This is a genomic window from Rhizobium sp. WSM409, from assembly GCF_057653825.1.
This window is the reverse complement of the sequence record NZ_CM172794.1, coordinates 568,020-586,338: the sequence shown is the minus strand read 5'-3', so window position 1 is coordinate 586,338 and position 18,319 is coordinate 568,020. Positions and strand designations below refer to the sequence as shown.

General features: G+C 61.4%; 19 protein-coding genes. 6 read left to right on the top strand and 13 right to left on the bottom strand.

All coding sequences use genetic code 11. The features are described 5' to 3' along the window. Positions 1-34 precede the first annotated feature (34 nt). Together AC25BC_RS02815 and AC25BC_RS02810 are read right to left on the bottom strand one after the other, a co-directional pair. Positions 35-349, bottom strand: coding sequence for a hypothetical protein (locus AC25BC_RS02815; RefSeq protein ID WP_128440039.1), 315 nt, complete (start codon positions 347-349; stop codon positions 35-37). Positions 350-530: 181 nt separating this feature from the next. Continuing rightward, positions 531-1,049: a glycosyltransferase family 2 protein gene (locus AC25BC_RS02810; RefSeq protein ID WP_017993099.1), complete on the bottom strand. Its 519-nt coding sequence runs from the start codon at positions 1,047-1,049 to the stop codon at positions 531-533. A 139-nt stretch (positions 1,050-1,188) separates the two neighbouring features. Here AC25BC_RS02810 and AC25BC_RS02805 point away from each other — a divergent pair, with 139 nt between their 5' ends. Both AC25BC_RS02805 and rnhB read left to right on the top strand, forming a co-directional pair. Next, complete coding sequence (locus AC25BC_RS02805; protein ID WP_128440038.1) at positions 1,189-2,346, top strand: PA0069 family radical SAM protein; 1,158 nt, start codon at positions 1,189-1,191, stop codon at positions 2,344-2,346. Positions 2,347-2,508: 162 nt separating this feature from the next. Further along, positions 2,509-3,198 carry a ribonuclease HII gene (gene rnhB, locus AC25BC_RS02800; protein WP_012756244.1) on the top strand — a complete coding sequence of 230 codons (690 nt, stop codon included), beginning with the start codon at positions 2,509-2,511 and terminating at the stop codon, positions 3,196-3,198. A gap of 364 nt (positions 3,199-3,562) precedes the next feature. Here the strand turns inward: rnhB and AC25BC_RS02795 are convergent, their stop codons facing one another. The 11 genes from AC25BC_RS02795 to AC25BC_RS02745 form a co-directional block, all read right to left on the bottom strand. After that, positions 3,563-4,054 carry a F0F1 ATP synthase subunit B gene (locus AC25BC_RS02795; protein ID WP_012756242.1) on the bottom strand — a complete coding sequence of 164 codons (492 nt, stop codon included), beginning with the start codon at positions 4,052-4,054 and terminating at the stop codon, positions 3,563-3,565. 3 nt (positions 4,055-4,057) lie between these two features. Further along, positions 4,058-4,681 (bottom strand): F0F1 ATP synthase subunit B, encoded by a 624-nt coding sequence (locus tag AC25BC_RS02790; protein WP_012756241.1) that lies wholly within the window; start codon positions 4,679-4,681, stop codon positions 4,058-4,060. A 77-nt stretch (positions 4,682-4,758) separates the two neighbouring features. Continuing rightward, on the bottom strand, positions 4,759-4,986 hold the full coding sequence (locus tag AC25BC_RS02785) for a F0F1 ATP synthase subunit C (RefSeq protein ID WP_003545854.1): 228 nt from the start codon (positions 4,984-4,986) through the stop codon (positions 4,759-4,761). A 67-nt stretch (positions 4,987-5,053) separates the two neighbouring features. Further along, entirely contained in the window at positions 5,054-5,806 is a 753-nt protein-coding gene (locus AC25BC_RS02780; protein WP_012756240.1) for a F0F1 ATP synthase subunit A, read from the bottom strand. A 62-nt stretch (positions 5,807-5,868) separates the two neighbouring features. Then, positions 5,869-6,207 (bottom strand): AtpZ/AtpI family protein, encoded by a 339-nt coding sequence (locus tag AC25BC_RS02775; RefSeq protein ID WP_012756239.1) that lies wholly within the window; start codon positions 6,205-6,207, stop codon positions 5,869-5,871. Between the two features lie 271 nt (positions 6,208-6,478). Next, positions 6,479-7,708 carry a cell wall hydrolase gene (locus AC25BC_RS02770; RefSeq protein WP_128440037.1) on the bottom strand — a complete coding sequence of 410 codons (1,230 nt, stop codon included), beginning with the start codon at positions 7,706-7,708 and terminating at the stop codon, positions 6,479-6,481. Positions 7,709-7,972: 264 nt separating this feature from the next. Beyond that, positions 7,973-9,871: a potassium transporter Kup gene (locus tag AC25BC_RS02765; protein WP_012756237.1), complete on the bottom strand. Its 1,899-nt coding sequence runs from the start codon at positions 9,869-9,871 to the stop codon at positions 7,973-7,975. Positions 9,872-9,889: 18 nt separating this feature from the next. Next, positions 9,890-10,867, bottom strand: coding sequence for a magnesium transporter CorA family protein (locus tag AC25BC_RS02760; protein ID WP_012756236.1), 978 nt, complete (start codon positions 10,865-10,867; stop codon positions 9,890-9,892). Positions 10,868-11,311: 444 nt separating this feature from the next. Then, complete coding sequence (locus AC25BC_RS02755) at positions 11,312-12,478, bottom strand: Mrp/NBP35 family ATP-binding protein (RefSeq protein WP_128440036.1); 1,167 nt, start codon at positions 12,476-12,478, stop codon at positions 11,312-11,314. Positions 12,479-13,011: 533 nt separating this feature from the next. Beyond that, positions 13,012-13,746 (bottom strand): helix-turn-helix transcriptional regulator, encoded by a 735-nt coding sequence (locus tag AC25BC_RS02750; RefSeq protein ID WP_128440035.1) that lies wholly within the window; start codon positions 13,744-13,746, stop codon positions 13,012-13,014. 255 nt (positions 13,747-14,001) lie between these two features. Continuing rightward, entirely contained in the window at positions 14,002-14,799 is a 798-nt protein-coding gene (locus tag AC25BC_RS02745; protein ID WP_017993093.1) for an IclR family transcriptional regulator, read from the bottom strand. 108 nt (positions 14,800-14,907) lie between these two features. Between AC25BC_RS02745 and AC25BC_RS02740 the strand changes: the two genes are divergently transcribed. The 4 genes from AC25BC_RS02740 to AC25BC_RS02725 are packed head-to-tail and all read left to right on the top strand — an operon-like array spanning position 14,908 to position 18,131. Continuing rightward, positions 14,908-15,675, top strand: coding sequence for an SDR family NAD(P)-dependent oxidoreductase (locus AC25BC_RS02740; protein WP_206642407.1), 768 nt, complete (start codon positions 14,908-14,910; stop codon positions 15,673-15,675). Further along, positions 15,675-16,592, top strand: coding sequence for a 2-dehydro-3-deoxygalactonokinase (locus AC25BC_RS02735; protein ID WP_128440034.1), 918 nt, complete (start codon positions 15,675-15,677; stop codon positions 16,590-16,592). Before AC25BC_RS02740 ends, AC25BC_RS02735 begins: the two co-directional genes overlap by 1 nt. A 13-nt stretch (positions 16,593-16,605) precedes the next feature. Then, a complete protein-coding gene (locus tag AC25BC_RS02730) occupies positions 16,606-17,247 on the top strand; it encodes a 2-dehydro-3-deoxy-6-phosphogalactonate aldolase (RefSeq protein ID WP_012756230.1) in 642 nt (213 codons plus the stop codon). Next, positions 17,244-18,131, top strand: coding sequence for an SMP-30/gluconolactonase/LRE family protein (locus AC25BC_RS02725; protein ID WP_012756229.1), 888 nt, complete (start codon positions 17,244-17,246; stop codon positions 18,129-18,131). Before AC25BC_RS02730 ends, AC25BC_RS02725 begins: the two co-directional genes overlap by 4 nt. Positions 18,132-18,319 lie beyond the last annotated feature (188 nt).

Below are 18,319 nucleotides of genomic sequence, written 5' to 3'. Positions count from 1 at the left end.
GGCATGGTTGCCCCTGGCGCACCAGGAGCATTCACTATGTGGCCAGGCCCGGCAGGACGGGCATCGTGTCCCAGCTGTCACCCGACAGCAGAACGCAGCTTATGCCGTGAACGTCCGTGACGATGAGGGTCCAGGTGCCGCTTTCGGCGGCATAGACCTCAAGAATGGCGTTCTCGTTGATCAGTCCGACTGCCGTGAGCTTTTCGGCGAAGTTCTTGTCCAGGAAATTGACGATTTCGGGTCGGCCTGCGCAACTGCGCATCATCTGCGATGCAGCCGAATGCGGATGCGCGATCACCAATGTCGGCAATATGACGGCTACGAGGCCGTAGATCCTACCGCGTGCCATGATGCACCTCCTTTCGCCGGGAGCCCGGCAGAAGAGGAGATTTTCGCTGACCTGTTCTGCCGTTCACCGGCATTCCATGGCCATTCCGTTGCGAAGCGAGGCGCTTCGACGGCGCCATGTTGAATTATAGCGCGAAATCCTATTGGGCGCCATCTTTTGCTCATGGAGAGAGTTGTGGCACCTATCGCGCAGCGCGGGCAACCCAGGACGGAATCAATTCGCTCGCGAGCTTGCGCGGCTTCTGGCCCTTGACGAATTCGGTAAGCCGCATCCCGCTTTTGGCGATAGCGAGCGCCTGCTTCTTCGGCAGGAGAAAGCCGAGTTCCAGCGGCGGCACGGCCCGGCCGACACGCTGGAAGAAAGGGCGCCTATAGGCACGCGATGCGGTGAAGCGCGCCGGCAATTTGTTCAGCGCGACATATTCAGCGATCTCATCGATCCAGCCGGCCTGGGGTCTGGCGCCCGGCTCGACAAAGAGCAGCCATTCGCCGCGCGCCGAGCGGACGATGTCCTTGATATCCCACTGCGAATGGAAGCGGCAGCCGGCGGCGTCGGCCACCCGCGAGGTGCCGTCGCGCGAGCCGTGATCGAGCACGACCACATCGCTCACCAGCCCCTCCACCGCGCCTGCCACCAATACCGATAAAGTCTGTGCCAGCTCAGATTCCTGATCCTGACATTCGAGAACAACCGTCAACATTGACCATTTATAATGCGCCGCACAAATTTTTGCCAGCACCGTTTTCCTCATTTTGTTCTTGCATTGTTCTCGTTTTGCGGATAGGAATTTAATCAGCAAAACGGGCGAAGGCGATGGCTTTTCGCCGCGGGAGAATCCGATGAGAGAGCAGTCCCTGGCAGGGCAGGCCGCATTCGCGCCTGCCAATACGGCAGATATTGCCGATGCGATGATCGTTTCCTCCGGTCTGAGAGTCGAGGTCGATCGGCGGCGTGGACGTGGAGCGGGACTGAACCCGACAGGTCGGTTCGAGGCGCAGCAACGCGAAACCGTCGACGATGGCTGGCAGACGTGGGAAGAGCTGCCGCCATTCAAGACCGAAGTGCAGGTCGAGAAGCCGCGCACGGCCATCACCCGCAACGAATCGCCGGACATTCCCTTCGACCGCTCGATCAATCCCTATCGCGGCTGCGAGCACGGCTGCATCTATTGTTTCGCCCGACCGACACACGCCTATATGGGGCTTTCTGCAGGGCTCGATTTCGAGACGAAGCTGTTTGCCAAGCCCGATGCGGCAAAACTCCTGGAGCGGGAACTCGCCAAGCCCAGCTACAAGGTGCGGGTGATCGCGATCGGCACCAATACCGATCCCTATCAGCCGATCGAGAAGGAATGGCGCATCATGCGTGGCATTCTCGAGGTGTTGAACAAGGCGAACCATCCGGTATCGATCGTCACCAAGTCGGCGATGATCCTGCGTGATCTCGACATTCTGCAGGAGATGGCAGCTAAGAACCTGGTGCGCGTCGGCATCTCGGTGACCACGCTGGATCGCAAGCTTGCCCGGACGATGGAGCCGCGAGCCGCCACGCCGCCGCGGCGGCTGGAGACGATCCACACGCTTGCCGAAGCAGGCATCCAGACGGCTGTGCTGGCCGCCCCGCTCATCCCGGCGTTGAACGACCACGAACTGGAGCGCATCCTCGAATCGGCCAAGGCTGCCGGAGCCGCCGAGGCGAGCTACGTCATCCTCAGGCTACCACTCGAGGTCAGCCCGCTGTTTCGCGACTGGCTGCTGCAGCATTACCCCGATCGTTACCGGCATGTGATGTCGCTGGTGCGCTCGATGCGCGGCGGTAAGGATTACGATGCCGAATTCGGCAAGCGCATGAAGGGCGCCGGCCCCTATGCCTGGCAGATTGCCCGGCGCTTTGAAATGGCCGCCCGACGTTTCGAGCTGACGCGCCGCAGCATGCCGCTGCGCGACGATCTGTTCGTGCCGCCCGATGGCAGCGGCGTGCAGCTGTCGCTTCTTTGATTTTTGAGCTTGCGCATCGGCTCTCGAGAAACCGCCTGTTTTCGAGCCCGAGCGCAATTCCCGCGGATGGCCCTGACCGCCACCATCCGCCGGAGCGTCCCCGGCCGCCGCCCTGATCCGGGGACTTGCGGGCAATCGGGTTGGCGTGCGAGGTTCAGCCGCATGAAACCTCGCACGTCACCCGATTCTCCCCTGCTTTTCGACACGGCTCCGCTCGTGCCGGATTTCCGACTGGAACTCAAAGCCCGCAAGGCTGGCCACTGGCCGGTCGCGGGCGCCGACGAGGCAGGCCGCGGGCCGCTGGCGGGACCCGTCGTGGCGGCCGCCGTTATTCTCGATCCGAGGCGCATCCCTGAGGGTCTCAACGATTCCAAGCAGCTTTCGGCGCAACGGCGCGAGGAACTGTTCGTGCAGATTCTGGCGACTGCGACCGTCTCCATCGCCTCCTCCAGCTCGACGCGCATCGACGAGACGGATATCCGCAAGGCAAGCCTCGACGCCATGCGCCGGGCCATCTGCAGCCTCGCCATTCCGGCAAGTTACGTGCTGACCGACGGGCTCGACGTGCCGCCCGGCCTCGATTGCCCCGGACAGGCGGTGGTCAAGGGCGATGCCCGCTCGGTCTCGATCGCCGCCGCCTCGATCGTCGCCAAGGTGACGCGTGACCGAATGATGGCGCGGGCCCACAGCGTGTTTCCGGATTACGGCTTTGCCGCGCATGTGGGCTACGGCACGGCGCAACACCGCGCCGGCATCGAGAGACACGGCCCCTGCTCGCTGCACCGGATGAGCTTCAGGCCATTGCGTAAGACCGAGGGCGCTCCTGAGACGGACGAGCTGCTTTCCGAGTAGGTTATTCAAAAGACCGGGATATGCCCGAGCTTGTCCCAATGCTGTCCGGTTCACGCCGAAGGCTGCCCCTCACCCTAACCCTACCCTAACCCTCTCCCCGTAAACGGGGCGAGGGGACGTGCCCTGCGAGAGATAGGCGGGGGACGGAGAAGGCCGCGGCATATCCCTTCTCCCCGCCTGCGGGGAGAAGGTGGCGGCAGCCGGATGAGGGGCTGGCGCCGGGTGAGAGCAGCGGACCGCAGCGGGTTTGCCCGAACGTCTGCAGTCTGTTTATCTGCGGCAGATACCCGGCACGAGACCGAGTAATCAACAAAAGAAAAGGCCGGGACATGCCCGGCCTCCTCTCAAATCTTTTCGAAACCGCTCAGTTCAGCCGGGTCTTGACCTGGCCGACGGCATTGCCGAAGAGCTCGGACTGGATTTTGGTGTCGGCCCGCTTGGCAAGCACGGTTTCAGCGGCCGCGATTGCGAGATCGACAGCAGCGGAACGCACCGCCTTCATCGCCTCGACCTCGGCCTGCTTGATTTTCTGCTCGGACAGCGCCGTGCGGTTGGCGACGAATTCTTCGGTCTTCTTCTTCGCTTCGGCGGTCAGCATTTCGGCTTCGCGCTCAGCGGCGGCAACGATGTGGGCCGCTTCGGCTTCCGCTTCCTTGCGCTTGCGCTGGTATTCGGCGAGCAGGTGCTGGGCCTCTTCGCGCAGACGCTTGGCTTCGGCCAATTCGTTGCGGATCTGATCGGCGCGGTCATCGAGCGACCGTGCCATCATTCCCGGAACCTTCAGATAAACGACCAGCGCCAGGAAGAGGACGAGGCCGACAAAGGCGAAGAAAGTCGCGTCAAAGGCAAATTCCATCGATCAAGCCTCCTTCTTGGCAGCCGCGACGGCGGCGGCGACATCGGCCTTGGCGACGGTGCCGCCGATCAGCTGATCGACCACGGCAGCCGCCGTTTCCTCGGCAATGGTGCCGACGTCGGCGAAAGCCTTGGCCTTGATCTCGCCGATACGCAGCTCGGCAGCCTTGATCTTTTCCGAAAGGCTCGCCTCGACAGCGCGGCGTTCCTCTTCGGCCTTGGCCTTGGCGGCGTCGCGTGCGGCGGAGCCGATCGCGTTGGATTTAGCGCGGGCAGCGGCCAGTTCACCTTCATAGGTCCGGACGGCGGCGTCGGCTTCGGCCTTCAGGCGGCCTGCTTCTTCCAGATCCTGGGAAATGCGCGTGTGACGCTGATCGAGGATGGTCCCGATGCGCGGCGCGATGACCTTTTGCATGAGCAAATAGAAGACGCCGAACGTGATCACCAGCCAGAGCAGCTGGGACGCGAAGGTCGTCGAATCGAAAGGCGGGAAAGGGCCGCGGGCGTGTTCGCCTTCGGCGACACCAGTCTCGGTATGGACCTCGCCTGCGGCCGGAGCGGCGTGCGCATCCGTACCCGTCGCTGCCGCCGGTGCTTCCTCAGCGTAAGCCGGGGTCACAAAAAACATGCTCACCTCCAGGTGGACTGCAAATGCAAAGGATCACGGCTTGCGGTCGCAGGCCGTGATCCATCTATTCGCCGATATCAGACGGCGAAGAGGAGGAGGAGAGCGACGAGCAGCGAGAAGATGCCCAGAGCTTCCGTAACGGCGAAGCCGAATACCAGACGGCCGAACTGGCTGTCAGCGGCAGACGGATTGCGCAGTGCGCCGGAGAGGTAGCTGCCGAAAATATTGCCGAGGCCGAGAGCCGTACCGGCCATACCAAAGCAAGCCAGGCCTGCACCGATGTACTTTGCTGCTTCCGCTTCCATGTTGAACTCCTTTGAAATGGTTGTTGCGGCGAATGACTGACGCCCTTTGACGTCGATGTCGTTATCCTTAGTGCCCGCCCGGATGGATTGCGTCGTTGAGGTACATGCAAGTCAGCACCGCAAAGACGTAAGCCTGGAGGAAGGCGACGAGGAACTCGAGACCGGTCAGGGCGACGGTCATGATGAGGGGAAGAACGGCGCCACCGATACCGAGAGCACCCATGGTTCCGAGCGAGGCGACGAAACCTGCGAACACTTTGAGCGTGATGTGACCGGCGAGCATGTTGGCGAAAAGACGAACCGAGAGTGAAATCGGACGCGACAGGAAGGAGATGATTTCGATCGTGACGACCAGCGGCAGCAGAAGGCCCGGCACGCCGGAGGGCACGAAGACATTCAGGAAGTGGAAGCCGTGCTTATAGAAACCGTAGACGAGAACCGTACCGATAACCAGAATCGCCAGAGCGAAGGTGACGATGATCTGGCTGGTGACAGTGAAGAAATACGGGAACATGCCGAGCAGGTTCGCCGTCAGGACGAACATGAAGAGCGAGAAGACCAGCGGGAAGAACTTCATTCCCTGCTTGCCCGCGCCTTCCTTCAGCATGTTGGCGATGAATTCATAGGACATTTCCGCAACCGACTGCGAACGGCCCGGCACGATGGCCCGGTTCGAGGTCGCGAAATAGAGGAAGCCTGCGGCAGCGGCAGCCGAAACGGCCATGAAGAGCGATGCATTGGTAAACGAAAAATCAATTCCGCCGATTTCGATCGGCACAATCTTCTGGATCAGGAACTGATGAGTCGGATCGTTAGACACCGCTTGTTCTCTCTCTTTGGCCCGCAGGACGCGGGGTCATTGCACTGGACCGGAACCGGTCCTTATTTCTTGTCGTCCTTGTCGTCCAGGGGATGGGCAACCACCCCCGCAGAACGCAGCACGTTCAGAACGCCGGCACAAAATCCAAGAAGCAGAAGAACAATCAAACCCCAAGGCGCCGTGCCAACAAAACGGTCGAGGAGATAGCCAAGCAGAGCACCGACGACGATTGCGGAAATGAACTCGCTGGAAAGCTTCATCGCCTGGGCATAACCTTTGCGGCTTACCTCGGCGCGGGCTTCCCTAGCCTCGTCTTCTCCCGTCTCGACGCCCTTGGTCGCGAGTTTCGCTCCCAATTGCGCACGGCGCTTTTCTAGACTTTCCTCGCGGTCGTCCGCCATGGATCTCTCCTCGCCTGCCCGTCGCCCGCACTCCCGCTACCCCGGTCATTCGGACCCCGGACGCGAAGGTTGAGACCCTTCCGGCCCGTTCTGAAGTCGCGCGCAACATAGTTTTAGGGATTAGCATAGTCAAGGCGTAGACAGCTTCTGTCCAGTGAGAAAATAATCCCATCAAATCAAAGAGATAAATCGACTCTGGGTCGATCGCGCAAATTCGACGGAAAGAATCCGCTTTTCCGAGCCGGAAATCGGCTTGCCCTGGCGATTTATCTCAGCTCCAGCCGCCGCCATAGGTGCGATAGAAGACGTGAAGACCGATGCGGCCGACCTTTTCCATGGTCTTTGCCCATTTCGGTCTGACATAGACGGCATGATAATGCGTCGCCGAACCCACCTGCGGCAGCCAGATCTTGCCTGATGTCACCGCCATCGCCACGTCACGGGCGACTCGCCAGTGATATTCCGAGTTCACCCTGTCCTTGATGCTGTCGCAGGCGAAGGAAAATTGGCAGCGGTTGCGCCAGTCCTCGTTCTGGTAGACGACGCCGCAGATGGTCTTCGGATAGGAAGGGTTGCGGACGCGGTTGAGGATGACCTGGGCGACGGCCGCCTGGCCCTTCACCGATTCCCCCCGCGCCTCGAAATAGATGCCGGAGGCAAGGCACTGCTGTTCGCGGGCGGAAAAGACGCTCGGCGCCAGCACGCTTGCGGCCCAGGCATGATCGCGCGGGCCGATCTCCGGAACGAAGCGGCCGCTGTCCGGTTCGGCCAGGATGGAATCGAAGGGCGATTGGCGGGCATAGTCGGGTGCGGCCGGTGCATAGGCGGTGGCCAGAACATCGGCCTTGTTGTTGGTGACGAGGCTTGCGAGCATTGCCGGCACGCCGTTATCGGTCACAACGGGCTGCTTCTTATAGAAAGATGTGGCGATCTCGATTTCCTTGCCCTGGATCGTCGGCTTGACGAAGGCCGACCGGTCCTTGAGATCGAAGCTCGGGGTGAAGAGCATCTTGGTGCGCTCGAGGATCGAGCCGGCGGAAAAATCCTTCGGCGGCTGCATCTTCTCGACGGCGACGACGCGGCCCTTCTTGGCGCTGCGATTGACGCGATCCTCGTCCGGGGTGTCCTCGTGGCCCCTATCCTTGGCAGTGCCCTTGTCCTTGGCATTGAAGGCGACCTTGCGGCCATCGGGCAGCACCATGCCGGCATCGGCTGCGATCGAACCCGTCACCATCGGCTCGGCAAAGGCGAGTTCGGCCTGGTGGATGGAGCCGGCCGGAGAATTGGTCAGTACCATACGCCAGTTCTCCCCCTCATGATCGAGGCCGGCGAGCATGGCGGCGAGATCGGCATGGGATGCGACGCTCGGGAAAATCAGCCAGCCGGCAAGACCGAAGATTACGGGGGACACCCAATTCTCGGGAAAAAGACGCAGCTTGCTACGGGAAGGGCTCTTTCGACGCAACACGGACTCCGGGCATGGAACGCTGGAACATTCCATTGAAAATCCCGCATTAACCTTGATGTCCGGTTAACAGGCCGTGCCGAAATGTGTCCATGAGAATTTTTGGATGTTCTAATGTGATGGATAGTTCGAGGGATGAGATGTGTCGTAGCCTCGCGAAAGGACCCTCCCCACAAGCGGGAGGGACTTATTGCGGCACCGCCTCGCTTATCTGAAATGTCGAAAAGTTGGCAGACGGCCCAACAGGTTAAACCCCTCCCCCTTGTGGGGAGGGATTTGGGGCGGGGTCTTTGCCCACCCTCAAATAATAACGTGCGAGCCCAGTTCCACCACCCGGTTCGCCGGCAGGCGGAAGTAGTCCGAAGGGTTGGCGGCGGCGTTGGCGAGCGCGATGTAAAGCCGGTCCTGCCAGTAAGGCATGCCCGACTTGGCGTCCGGCACCAGTTTGCGGCGGCCGAGATAGAAGGAGGTCGACATGATGTCGAACTTCAATCCTGTCTTGCGCAGCGTCGCCAAAGCCTGCGAGACGTTCTGCGATTCCATGAAGCCGAAGAGCAGTTCGACGCGGGAGAAACGCTCGGAAATCTGCTCTATCTTGTAACGGTCGTGGCTCGGTACACGCGGTTTGTTGATCGTGCGGATCGTCAGGATGACGTTGCGGTCGTGAAGCACATGGTTGTGCTTGAGATTATGCAGCAAGGCGGCGGGGGCCGATTCCGGATCGCTGGTCAGGAAGATCGCGGTGCCCGGAACCTGGGCCGGCGAATGTTCGCTCTTGCGCTCGATCGAGCTGACGAAGGAGGCGAGCGGAATATCGGTATGACGGGTCTTCTCCATCAGGATCGCCGTGCCGCGACGCCAAGTCCACATGACGACGGTAAAGGCGGTGGCGATCATGATCGGGATATAGCCGCCGTCGTGGATCTTCAAAAGATTGGCACCGAGGAAGATCATTTCCAGCACCACCAGCGGCGCGAGCGCGATCACCGCGACGGGAAGCGACCAGTTCCAGCGGGCGCGGACGAATTCGAAGGCCATGATCGAAGTGACGACCATGGCGCCGGTGACGGAGATGCCATAGGCGGTCGCCAGCGCATCCGAAGTCTTGAAACTCAAGACCAGGAAGATGACGCCAATGAACAGCACTGCGTTGACCGAAGGCACGAAGATCTGCCCGGTATTGGTTTCCGAGGTGAAGAGGATTTCCATGCGCGGCAGGAAGCCGAGGTTGATGCCCTGGCGCACCATCGAGAAGGCGCCGGTGATGACCGCCTGGCTGGCGATGATCGTCGCGGCGGTCGCCAGGATGACGACCGGCAGCAACGCCCATTTCGGAAACATCAGATAGAAGGGATCGGACATCGTCGCCGGATTGCCGAGAACGAGGGCCCCCTGCCCGAGATAATTCAGCGTCAGCGCCGGGAAAACCAGCATGAACCAGGCCCACTGGATGGGACGACGGCCGAAATGGCCGAGATCGGCATAGAGCGCCTCCGCACCCGTCACCGTCAGGAAGACGGCGCCGAGGACGACGACGCCGTAGAAGCCCTCATGCAGCAGGAAGCTGACGGCATAATAGGGATTGAAGGCGGCCAGAATGCCGTAATCGTCAGAGATATGGGAAATGCCGGCGGCGGCCATGACGAGGAACCAGACAGCGGTGATCGGGCCGAAGAACCTCGCGACGGCGCCAGTGCCGCGCGATTGCACGACGAAGAGCAGCGCCAGGATCACCACCGAGATCGGCACGATATAGTCCGCGAGTCTGGGTGTGACGAGTTTCAGGCCCTCGACGGCCGACAGCACGGACAGAGCCGGGGTGATCATCGCATCGCCGAGGAAGAGGGCAGCGCCCATCAGGCCAAGCAGCATCAGGATGGCGGTATGGCCGTTGGCGGTCTTCATCAGAAGGGCCAGCAGCGACAGCGTGCCGCCCTCGCCGTCGTTGTCGGCGCGTAGCAGGAAGAGCACATATTTGATGGTGACGATGATCGTCAGCGCCCAGATCATCAGCGAGATCAGGCTGATGACTTCAAAACGGGTAACGCCGTCATGGGCCACCGGCTTCAGCGCTTCGCGAAAGGCATAGAGCGGGCTGGTACCGATATCGCCGTAGACGACACCGACGGAACCCAGCGCGAGATAGAACAGCTTTCGCGGCGTCATATGGCGTTCGTTCGGATGGCTCTCTTCGGACATGAAGTTGCAACAGGCTCCTTAGAGCCAGCCTTTCCAGCGGAAAAAGAAAAAGGGGATGACGGCGGATATCACCATCAAGGCCAGCGAATAGGGATAACCCGCGGCCCAGGTCAGCTCCGGCATGACCTGAAAATTCATACCATAGACGGAGGCGACCAATGTCGGCGGCAAGAACACCACCGAGGCAATCGAGAAAATCTTGATGATCGAGTTCTGCTCGATGTTGATCAGCCCGAGCGAAGCATCGAGCAGGAAGGTGATGTTGGCGGCGACGAAGGAAGCATGCTCCGACAGCGACTGGATATCGCGCGAGACGGTGCGGCAAAGCTCCTTCGCCTCGCGGTCCTGCTGGATCGCCGGAATCGTGTGAAAGAACGTCAGCAAGCGGGCAAGCGAACCGAGACTGTCGCGCACCTTGCTGATCATCCGGTGATGGCCGGCAATATCGCGCAGCTTCTCCTCGAGATAGTTCGAGGGCTTACGCACCTTCCTTGCCCGCTCGCCGAAGACATGCATCGACAGGATGTCGAGGCGCGAGACGGCGATCTCGAGGATCTCGGCGGTGCGGTCGACGATCGTCTCCAAGAGCTTGGCAAGAAGGGCAGCGCCGCTGCGCCAGTTTTCCGGCAGCCGGTGGAGGGCGGCGATGAACAGCGCAAAGGATTTGGGATGGGCGTAGCGAATGGTGACCAGGCGGTTTCCAGCCAGGATGAAGGCAACATCGGTCAGCGTCGGTACGTCGGTGTCAGCCTTCCAGAGCAGCGAGGCGGTCATGAAGACGGCGTCGTTTTCGACATAGAGACGGGCGGAAGGCTCGATATCCTTGAGATCGTCGCGGGTCGGGACCTCGATGCCAAGAACCTTCTCAACATAGAGTTCCTCATCGCGGGTCGGCTCGATCATGTCGATCCAGACGACATCCTCGGGGAAGGACGCAGCATGCGACAGATCGCCGATCTCGACCGACTTGCAATTGGAACAGTAGGCGGTAATCACCGGTCGTCTCTCCGGCTGCATCCAACCTTAAAGGCCGGCATGCGCGTTGTGCTCAACCGCATCGCAGTTCCCAATCCTTCGATCGACAAGACAACTCCGAACTTGCAAGCGGGCCGGCATCTTCGATACGAAGACGACCGTCATTGAGCATCTGCAGCAAAATGCCATCATGGCGCCGCGGCATATGAAGCAAAGCCGTGAAATAATCAAGACATCTTCCGTGAAGCGCGGCTTTTCACCACGTTTCCCCCACAATTTGGGGTATCCGCTGCGGCGATTCGGGCCGCTAAAGCGCCGCGCTTTAGCCGCTGCACACGTCCCGGTGACATGCATTTTGTTTTATGCATGCCGTTATCCCGGAACCGCTGCACTTCCGGGCGACATGCATTTGTTGTGATGCGTGCCTTTATCCCGGAACCGCTGCACACTTCCGGGCGGCATGCATTATTCGAAGACGATCGTCGGTGCCGGACGCTGGGGCTGGCCGGCGACCTGCTCCCAGACCTTGGCGGCGATGCCGCGATAGATGCCGGCGACGACGCCGTTCGGCTCGGAGGCGACAAGCGGCGTGCCGGCGTCGGAGGTTTCGCGGATGTTCATCGTCAGCGGCACTTCGCCGAGGAAGGGCACGCCAATGCGCTCGGCCTCCTTGCGGGCGCCGCCATGGCCGAAGATGTCGTAGCGGGTGCCGGTATCCGGGGCCATGAAATAGCTCATATTCTCGACGATGCCGAGCACCGGCACCTCAACCTTGCGGAACATGTTGAGGCCCTTGCGGGCATCGATCAGCGCGAGATCCTGCGGCGTCGAGACGATGACGGCGCCGGCAAGCGGCACTTGCTGGGCCATGGTCAATTGGACGTCGCCGGTGCCGGGCGGCATGTCGACGACGAGGACATCCAGTTCGCCCCAGGCGACTTCGCGCAGCATCTGCAGCAGCGCCGACTGGACCATCGGCCCGCGCCAGATCATCGCCGTCTCCTCGTCGACAAGGAAACCCATCGACATGACCTTGAGGCCATAATTCTCCATCGGATTGATGATGCGGCCGTCGATCTGCGTCGGGCGGCCGGATATCTTCAGCAGCCGCGGCATCGAGGGACCATAGATATCGGCATCGAGAATGCCGACACGAAGGCCGTTGGCGAGCAGGCCGAGTGCGAGATTGACGGCGGTGGTCGACTTGCCAACCCCACCCTTGCCCGAGGCGACGGCGATGATCGCGCCGATGCCGGGCACACCGATCTTGCCGGCGCGCGGCGGTTGTTGAGGAGCGTGAGCATGGCTCCCATGATCGTGCCCGGCATGACCGTGAGGCGGGTTCGCCGCAGGGCGGGCAGCCGGAGCGGCGGCGGCGGCCTTCTTGTCCGCCGTCAGTGTGACGAGGGCACCCTTGACGCCTGGCATTTCCTTGATGACGCGCTCGGCGGCGAGCCGCATCGGCTCCAGCTCCTTGGCGCGATCGGCCGGGACGGTGATGGAGAAATAAACCTTGCCGTCGGAGATGAAGACGTCGGAAACCATGCCGAGCTCGACGATATCGTGCTCGAGATCCGGTCCACGCACTGTCTTCAGCGTTTCGAGAACTTGTTCCTTGGTGACGTCGGCCATTCCACCCTCACTGCTTCTTGCAGATCACAGATAGTGGAGACGGAAGCCTTCGCCAAACAAAATCATCGGGAGGAAAATCCGGTGCGCCAAAAGAGCGCCGGGGAGAATTGGCAATCCGTTGCGGCCATCAAGTCCGCCGGGCTTTCGCCCTGATGGCCGCAACGGTCTCCCCGAGAACCGGCGCAATCCGGGGCGAACTAGAGCAAGCCGAAGAAAAGACCAGCGAAAAGTGAACGCGGAAGATGAAATCGCCAACAGCCGGGAAAGAAGCGGTGCCAAAACGCAACAACCGCCGCCGACACCGAAGGGCCGGAAGAAAAGCGGCATCGGCGTCGGGCAGCGGTGTGTCGGCCGCGCCATTTCCTGGCGCTGGTCTCAAAGTCCCCTCTGGACCTCTCGCAGAAGAGATGCAGAAAGCGTGCCAGATGGAAAATCAGGAAAAACAGGGCAAAAGCGCCCGGGACAGGCTTCCAACGGGAAGGACTTGCCTATGCGCTGGGCGGCTTCGAAAGCACTCGGTTGTTTTTTGCAACTTATTTGATCAGGCCGATGCGCAACGCCTTGGCGACCGCCTGGGTACGGTTGACCGTGTCGAGCTTCTTGGTGGCACGGTTGAGGTAGTGATTGACCGTATGCTCGGACAGGGTGAGGATTTCGGCGATTTCAGCACTGGTCTTGCCGGCCGCCGTCCAGTTGAGGCAATCGATCTCGCGGTCGGTCAGCGTATCCGTCATGCGCGTATCGAGGTTGCGGATCTCGGCAAGCCTGTCAAAGACATGGATGGAGATGTAGCAGAGCTCACGCATCTCGGCCGGACTGAAGGGCTCGCGGTCGCCGGCGAAAGAGATGGCGCCGCGCAGGCCGGAGGGCTCATGCGTCGGGAAATAGGCGCAGCGCATCATCTTGAAACGTTCGAACAGGGAGGCGACGAGAATGGACTTGCCGTCGTCCCGCGACAAGTTCTGGCGTGACATGTCGTAGAAGAAGGGTCGCGCCGATGTTCTCAGCCGCCTGAGGACCGGGCTGTTCACCATCAGGCCTTCCTGGTCGTAGAGCGCCAGAAGCTCGGCCGGCCAGCTGGTGATGACGGTGCTGCCCTGAAGATCGAAGGAGGTGATCGGCGGCAGGTTGAGAACCATGAAGGCACGGCTGCGATAGGCTTCCGTCACCCGTTTCATGAAACGGAAAATATCGAACTGGGTCTTCAGGCCCGCTATTTCCTGAACGTAGCCGTCTTCTTCCGTGGATGTTTGCGACAAGGGTGCCATCACATTTCTTCATCTTCGGCACAGCGGGGCAGACCATTTGCGAAACCTGCCCGCTATGGGTGTTTCGATTGCATCGGGGAACGACGATCGCTGGTTGGAATCGGCTTCAGCGTCGAGCGTTCGGCCGGTGAATGGTTGTAGATTTCGCGGACCGTTCTAGTTGTGGTGATTCGCCGGAAAATCTCAATATCGCGCTTATCATAAGCATGCTCTGCGATTACGTCCAGCAGCAGCAGCCGACGGCGATTTTTTCCGTCAGCGGCGCGGACCGAGCCGGACGCGCATGCCTTCCATGATCCTGACAGCCGCCAGTTGAACGGGAACGGTCCATTGATGCAGAAGTTCCATCGACAACCGATAGGCCGGGCCGGTAATCGAAATGCCCCCCATAAAGGTCCGATCCTCCGACCAAACGGGTGCGGCAACGCAGCGGATGCCGGCCTCATGCTCCTCGCGGTCGAAGGCATAACCCTGATCGGCAATCTCGCGGATTTCGGCAAGCAACGTTTCGGCCGAGAGATGGGTCGAGGCGGTAAAGCTGGTGAAGCTCAGGCCGGCGATGAGATCGACGAGGCTTTCGGCCGGCAGCAGCGACAGGGCGGCCTTGCCGACGCCAGTGCAATAACAGGGCGAGGCATTGCCGATCTGTGAATACATGCGCACTGGCTGACGGCCCTCGACCTTATCGAGATAGATGATCGACTGGCCCCTGAGGACGCCGAGATGGACCGTCTCGCCGGTCGCCTGCTGCAGATCTCTAAGGTGTGGTTCGGCAATCAGACGAAATTCGTTGCGCGCCCAGCTGCGCGCAGCGAAATCGAGCAGGCGCAGGCCGGGCGCATAACGGCCGTCGCCATCGAGCTCGAGCAGCCCCTCCTCCACCAAGTGGCTCAGCTGGCGATGCAGCGTGCCGCGCGGCTGGCCGGCAAGGGCCAGGATATCGGTGAAACGTAGCGGGGCATCGGCATGGGTGACGAGATCGAGCAGAACCATCAGTTTGCCGAGCGTGCCGGTTTCGCGTGCCTGTGCTGCGCCGTCGCCGTTTGAATTCATCGCGTCACTCACCCTTGACAGAAAGGGCACTATAATTCGATAATTCCATATAGTCAAATTAAGTTCCAAATAATGGAACAACGATAAGGTCGGGAGGCGACGGTGACCATGATGCCAGCAGCACAATTTCCCGAGTTCAAAAACCGAGCCGTGCTGGTGACCGGCGGCGGATCGGGCATCGGTGCTGCGATCGTCGAAGGTTTCGCGCGCCAAGGCGCCAAGGTCTCGTTCATCGATATCGCCGAGGCCGCCGGCCGCGAGCTCGCCGAAAGGCTGTCGCGGGAGACCACGCATCCAGTCTCCTTTCACCATGCCGACCTGCGCGACATCGAGGCGATCCGGCGCACGGTCGATAGCGTCATTGCCAGCTCGGGGCCGATCCGCGTGCTGGTCAACAATGCCGCCTGGGACGACCGCCATGAATTCGACGCGGTGACCGAGGCCTATTGGGACAACAACCAGGCGGTCAACCTCAAACATGTGTTCTTCACCTCGCAGGCAGTCGTGCCGTCGATGCGAGCGGCCGGCGGCGGGGCGATCATCAATATGTCGTCAATCGCCTTCAAGCTGAACATGGGCGGCTTTCCCGCCTATGCGGCAGCCAAGGCGGCGGTCGTCGGGCTGACGAAGAGCCTGGCGGGCAGGCTCGGGCCGGAGAACATCCGGGTCAACTGCATCCTGCCCGGCATGGTCGTCACCGAGCGGCAGATGCAGCACTGGCTCACCGAAGAGAGCATTGCGCGCTCAGTCGAGGACCAGTGCCTGAAAGTCGCGCTCAAACCCGATGCGATCGTCGGTCCCTGCCTGTTTCTTGCATCCGACTGCGCGGCGGCGATGACCGCCCAGTCTCTGATTGTCGATGGAGGTGTTCTGTAATGGCAAATCCCGCTTATGTCGCGGTGGACTGGGGCACCAGCAGCTTTCGGCTCTGGCTGATCAGCAGAGACGGCACCGTCCTTGCCGAACGCCGCAGCGGCGAAGGCATGACGAGCGCGGCAAAGGTCGGCTTTTCCGCGGTGCTTGCCGGCCATCTCGCCGCCATCGAGGCACCCGAAAACCTGCCGGTGATCGTCTGTGGCATGGCCGGCGCCAGGCAGGGCTGGGTCGAGGCCGGTTATATCGACGTGCCGGCGCCGCTTGCCTCGATCCTGACCGGAGCGGTCTCCGTGCCCGGCGAAAGCCGCGACATCCGCATTCTGCCGGGCCTTGCCCAGCGGGACATCGCGAGGCCCGACGTCATGCGCGGCGAGGAAACCCAGCTTCTCGGCGCGCTCGGCCGCGCAAGCGCGGGCGCGCAGGCGGTCTGCATGCCCGGCACCCATTCGAAATGGGTGCATGTGACGGATAGCAAGGTGACCGGCTTTTCGACCTTCATGACCGGCGAGCTTTTCGACGTCATCAGCAAACACACGATCCTTTCGCATGCCGTTGCCGGTGCGGCAGAGCAGCCGGCGGATGCGGCCGCCTTCGACGCCGCCGTCTCCGCCGCTTTCGCACGCCCAGCCCTTGCCTCCAACCTGCTCTTTGCCGCCCGCTCCGGCCAGCTCCTGCACGGGATTTCGGCCGCTGCCGCGCAAGCCCGGCTTTCCGGTACGCTGATCGGCCTTGAAATCGCCGGGGCGCTGCAGGATGCGGCAAACGGCACCACCATCACCCTCGTCGCCTCCGGGCGCCTGCAGGCGCTCTACGAACAGGCCTTCAAAACCCTCTCCCTTGCCTTCACCGCCATTGACGCCGACGCCGCCGTGCGCCGCGGGCTTTCGGCTGCCGCCGAAGCCATCTGGCCGAATTGAGAAAGCTGACACGATGAACCGTATCCCCTTCCCCGACATGAAGCGCCCGCTGATCGCCATCCTTCGCGGCATCAGGCCCGACGAGACCGAAAGCGTCGTCGGTGCTCTGATCGACAATGGCCTGACGGCGATCGAGATCCCGCTCAACTCGCCGGAACCGTTCAAATCCATCGAGATCGCCGCGAAGATGGCGCCGGCCGAAGTGCTGATCGGCGCCGGCACGGTGCTGACCGTCGAGGCGGTCGACAGCCTACATGCGGCCGGCGGCAAGCTGCTGGTCACGCCAAATGTCGAGCCCGAGGTGATCATCCGGGCGCGCGACTACGGCATGGTGACGATGCCGGGCGTCTTTACACCGACCGAGGCGTTGGCGGCAGCGCGCGCCGGGGCCACCGGTCTCAAATTCTTTCCGGCCAGCGTGCTCGGCCCTTCCGGCATCACGGCGATCCGGGCGATCCTACCGCCGGAACTGACGATTGCCGCCGTCGGCGGTGTCTCGGACAAGAATTTCGGCGATTATACCAAGGCCGGCATCTTCGCCTTCGGTCTCGGCACCAGCATCTACAAGCCAGGAATGACTGCATCAGAGGTTGCCGAGCGCGCCAAGGCGACCATTTACGCCTATGATGCAGCCATTGGGAGCGTGAACGTATGACCGATATTTATGAGTTCGAGGGCAAAACACTTTGCAATACCAATTCCGTTCTCGGTGAAGGTCCGACCTATGATCCGGACAGCAATACCGTTTGGTGGTTCAACATCCTCGGCAAGGAACTGCACGAGCTCAATCTTTCGACGGCCGCGAAAAAGGTGCATCCGCTGCCTGTGATGGCGAGCGTGCTTGCCCGCATCGATGCCGGGCGGCAGCTGATCGCGACGGAGGAAGGGCTTTTCGTCCGCGATGTGGCAAGCGGCAACCTCACCTTCTACGCCGCCCTCGAAAACGACAGGCCGGAAAACCGTTCGAACGACGGCCGCACCCACCCGTCCGGTGCGCTCTGGATCGGCACGATGAGCAAGCGGGCGGAAAACCAGGCCGGCGCCATCTATCACGTCGCCAGCGGCAAGGTGACGAAGATCTTCAACGGCATCAGCATCCCGAATTCGATCTGCTTCTCGCCTGACGGCACGGTCGGCTATTATACGGATTCCCGCATCAATCGGCTGATGCGCGTCATGGTCGATCCGTTGACCGGCCTGCCCTCGGGCGAGCCGATCGTGCTCGTCGACAGCATGGACGACCCCGGCAGCATCGACGGCTCGGTGGTCGATGCCGACGGCTATCTGTGGAATGCGCGCTGGGGCGCCGGCGTCGTCGACCGCTATAGTCCGGACGGTCTGCGCATCTCGCGCTATATGGTTCCTGCCGTCCAGCCGTCCTGCCCTGCCTTCATCGGCGTCAATGCCGACCGGCTCGCAGTGACGACTGCCTGGGAAGGGCTCGACGAGGATGCGCGGTCGGCGCAGCCCAGTGCCGGCGCGCTGCTGGAACTGGGCATCGACGTCAAAGGCGTGTTCGATCCCGTCTATGTGATCTGATTTTTGCTTGCCATCGGTGATCAGAAGCGCTCCTGGCCGGGGCGCTTTTTCTCGTTTTGGTTGCCGCTCATCAATAAATGTTCCGTAAGAATCGAGAAATTTTCCGTGTTTTCAACCGGAACCAATCACTCCACCAGCCATTTTCCCTTCGAACCGGCGCGGCAAAGAGACCTGGGAAACAGGTGTTG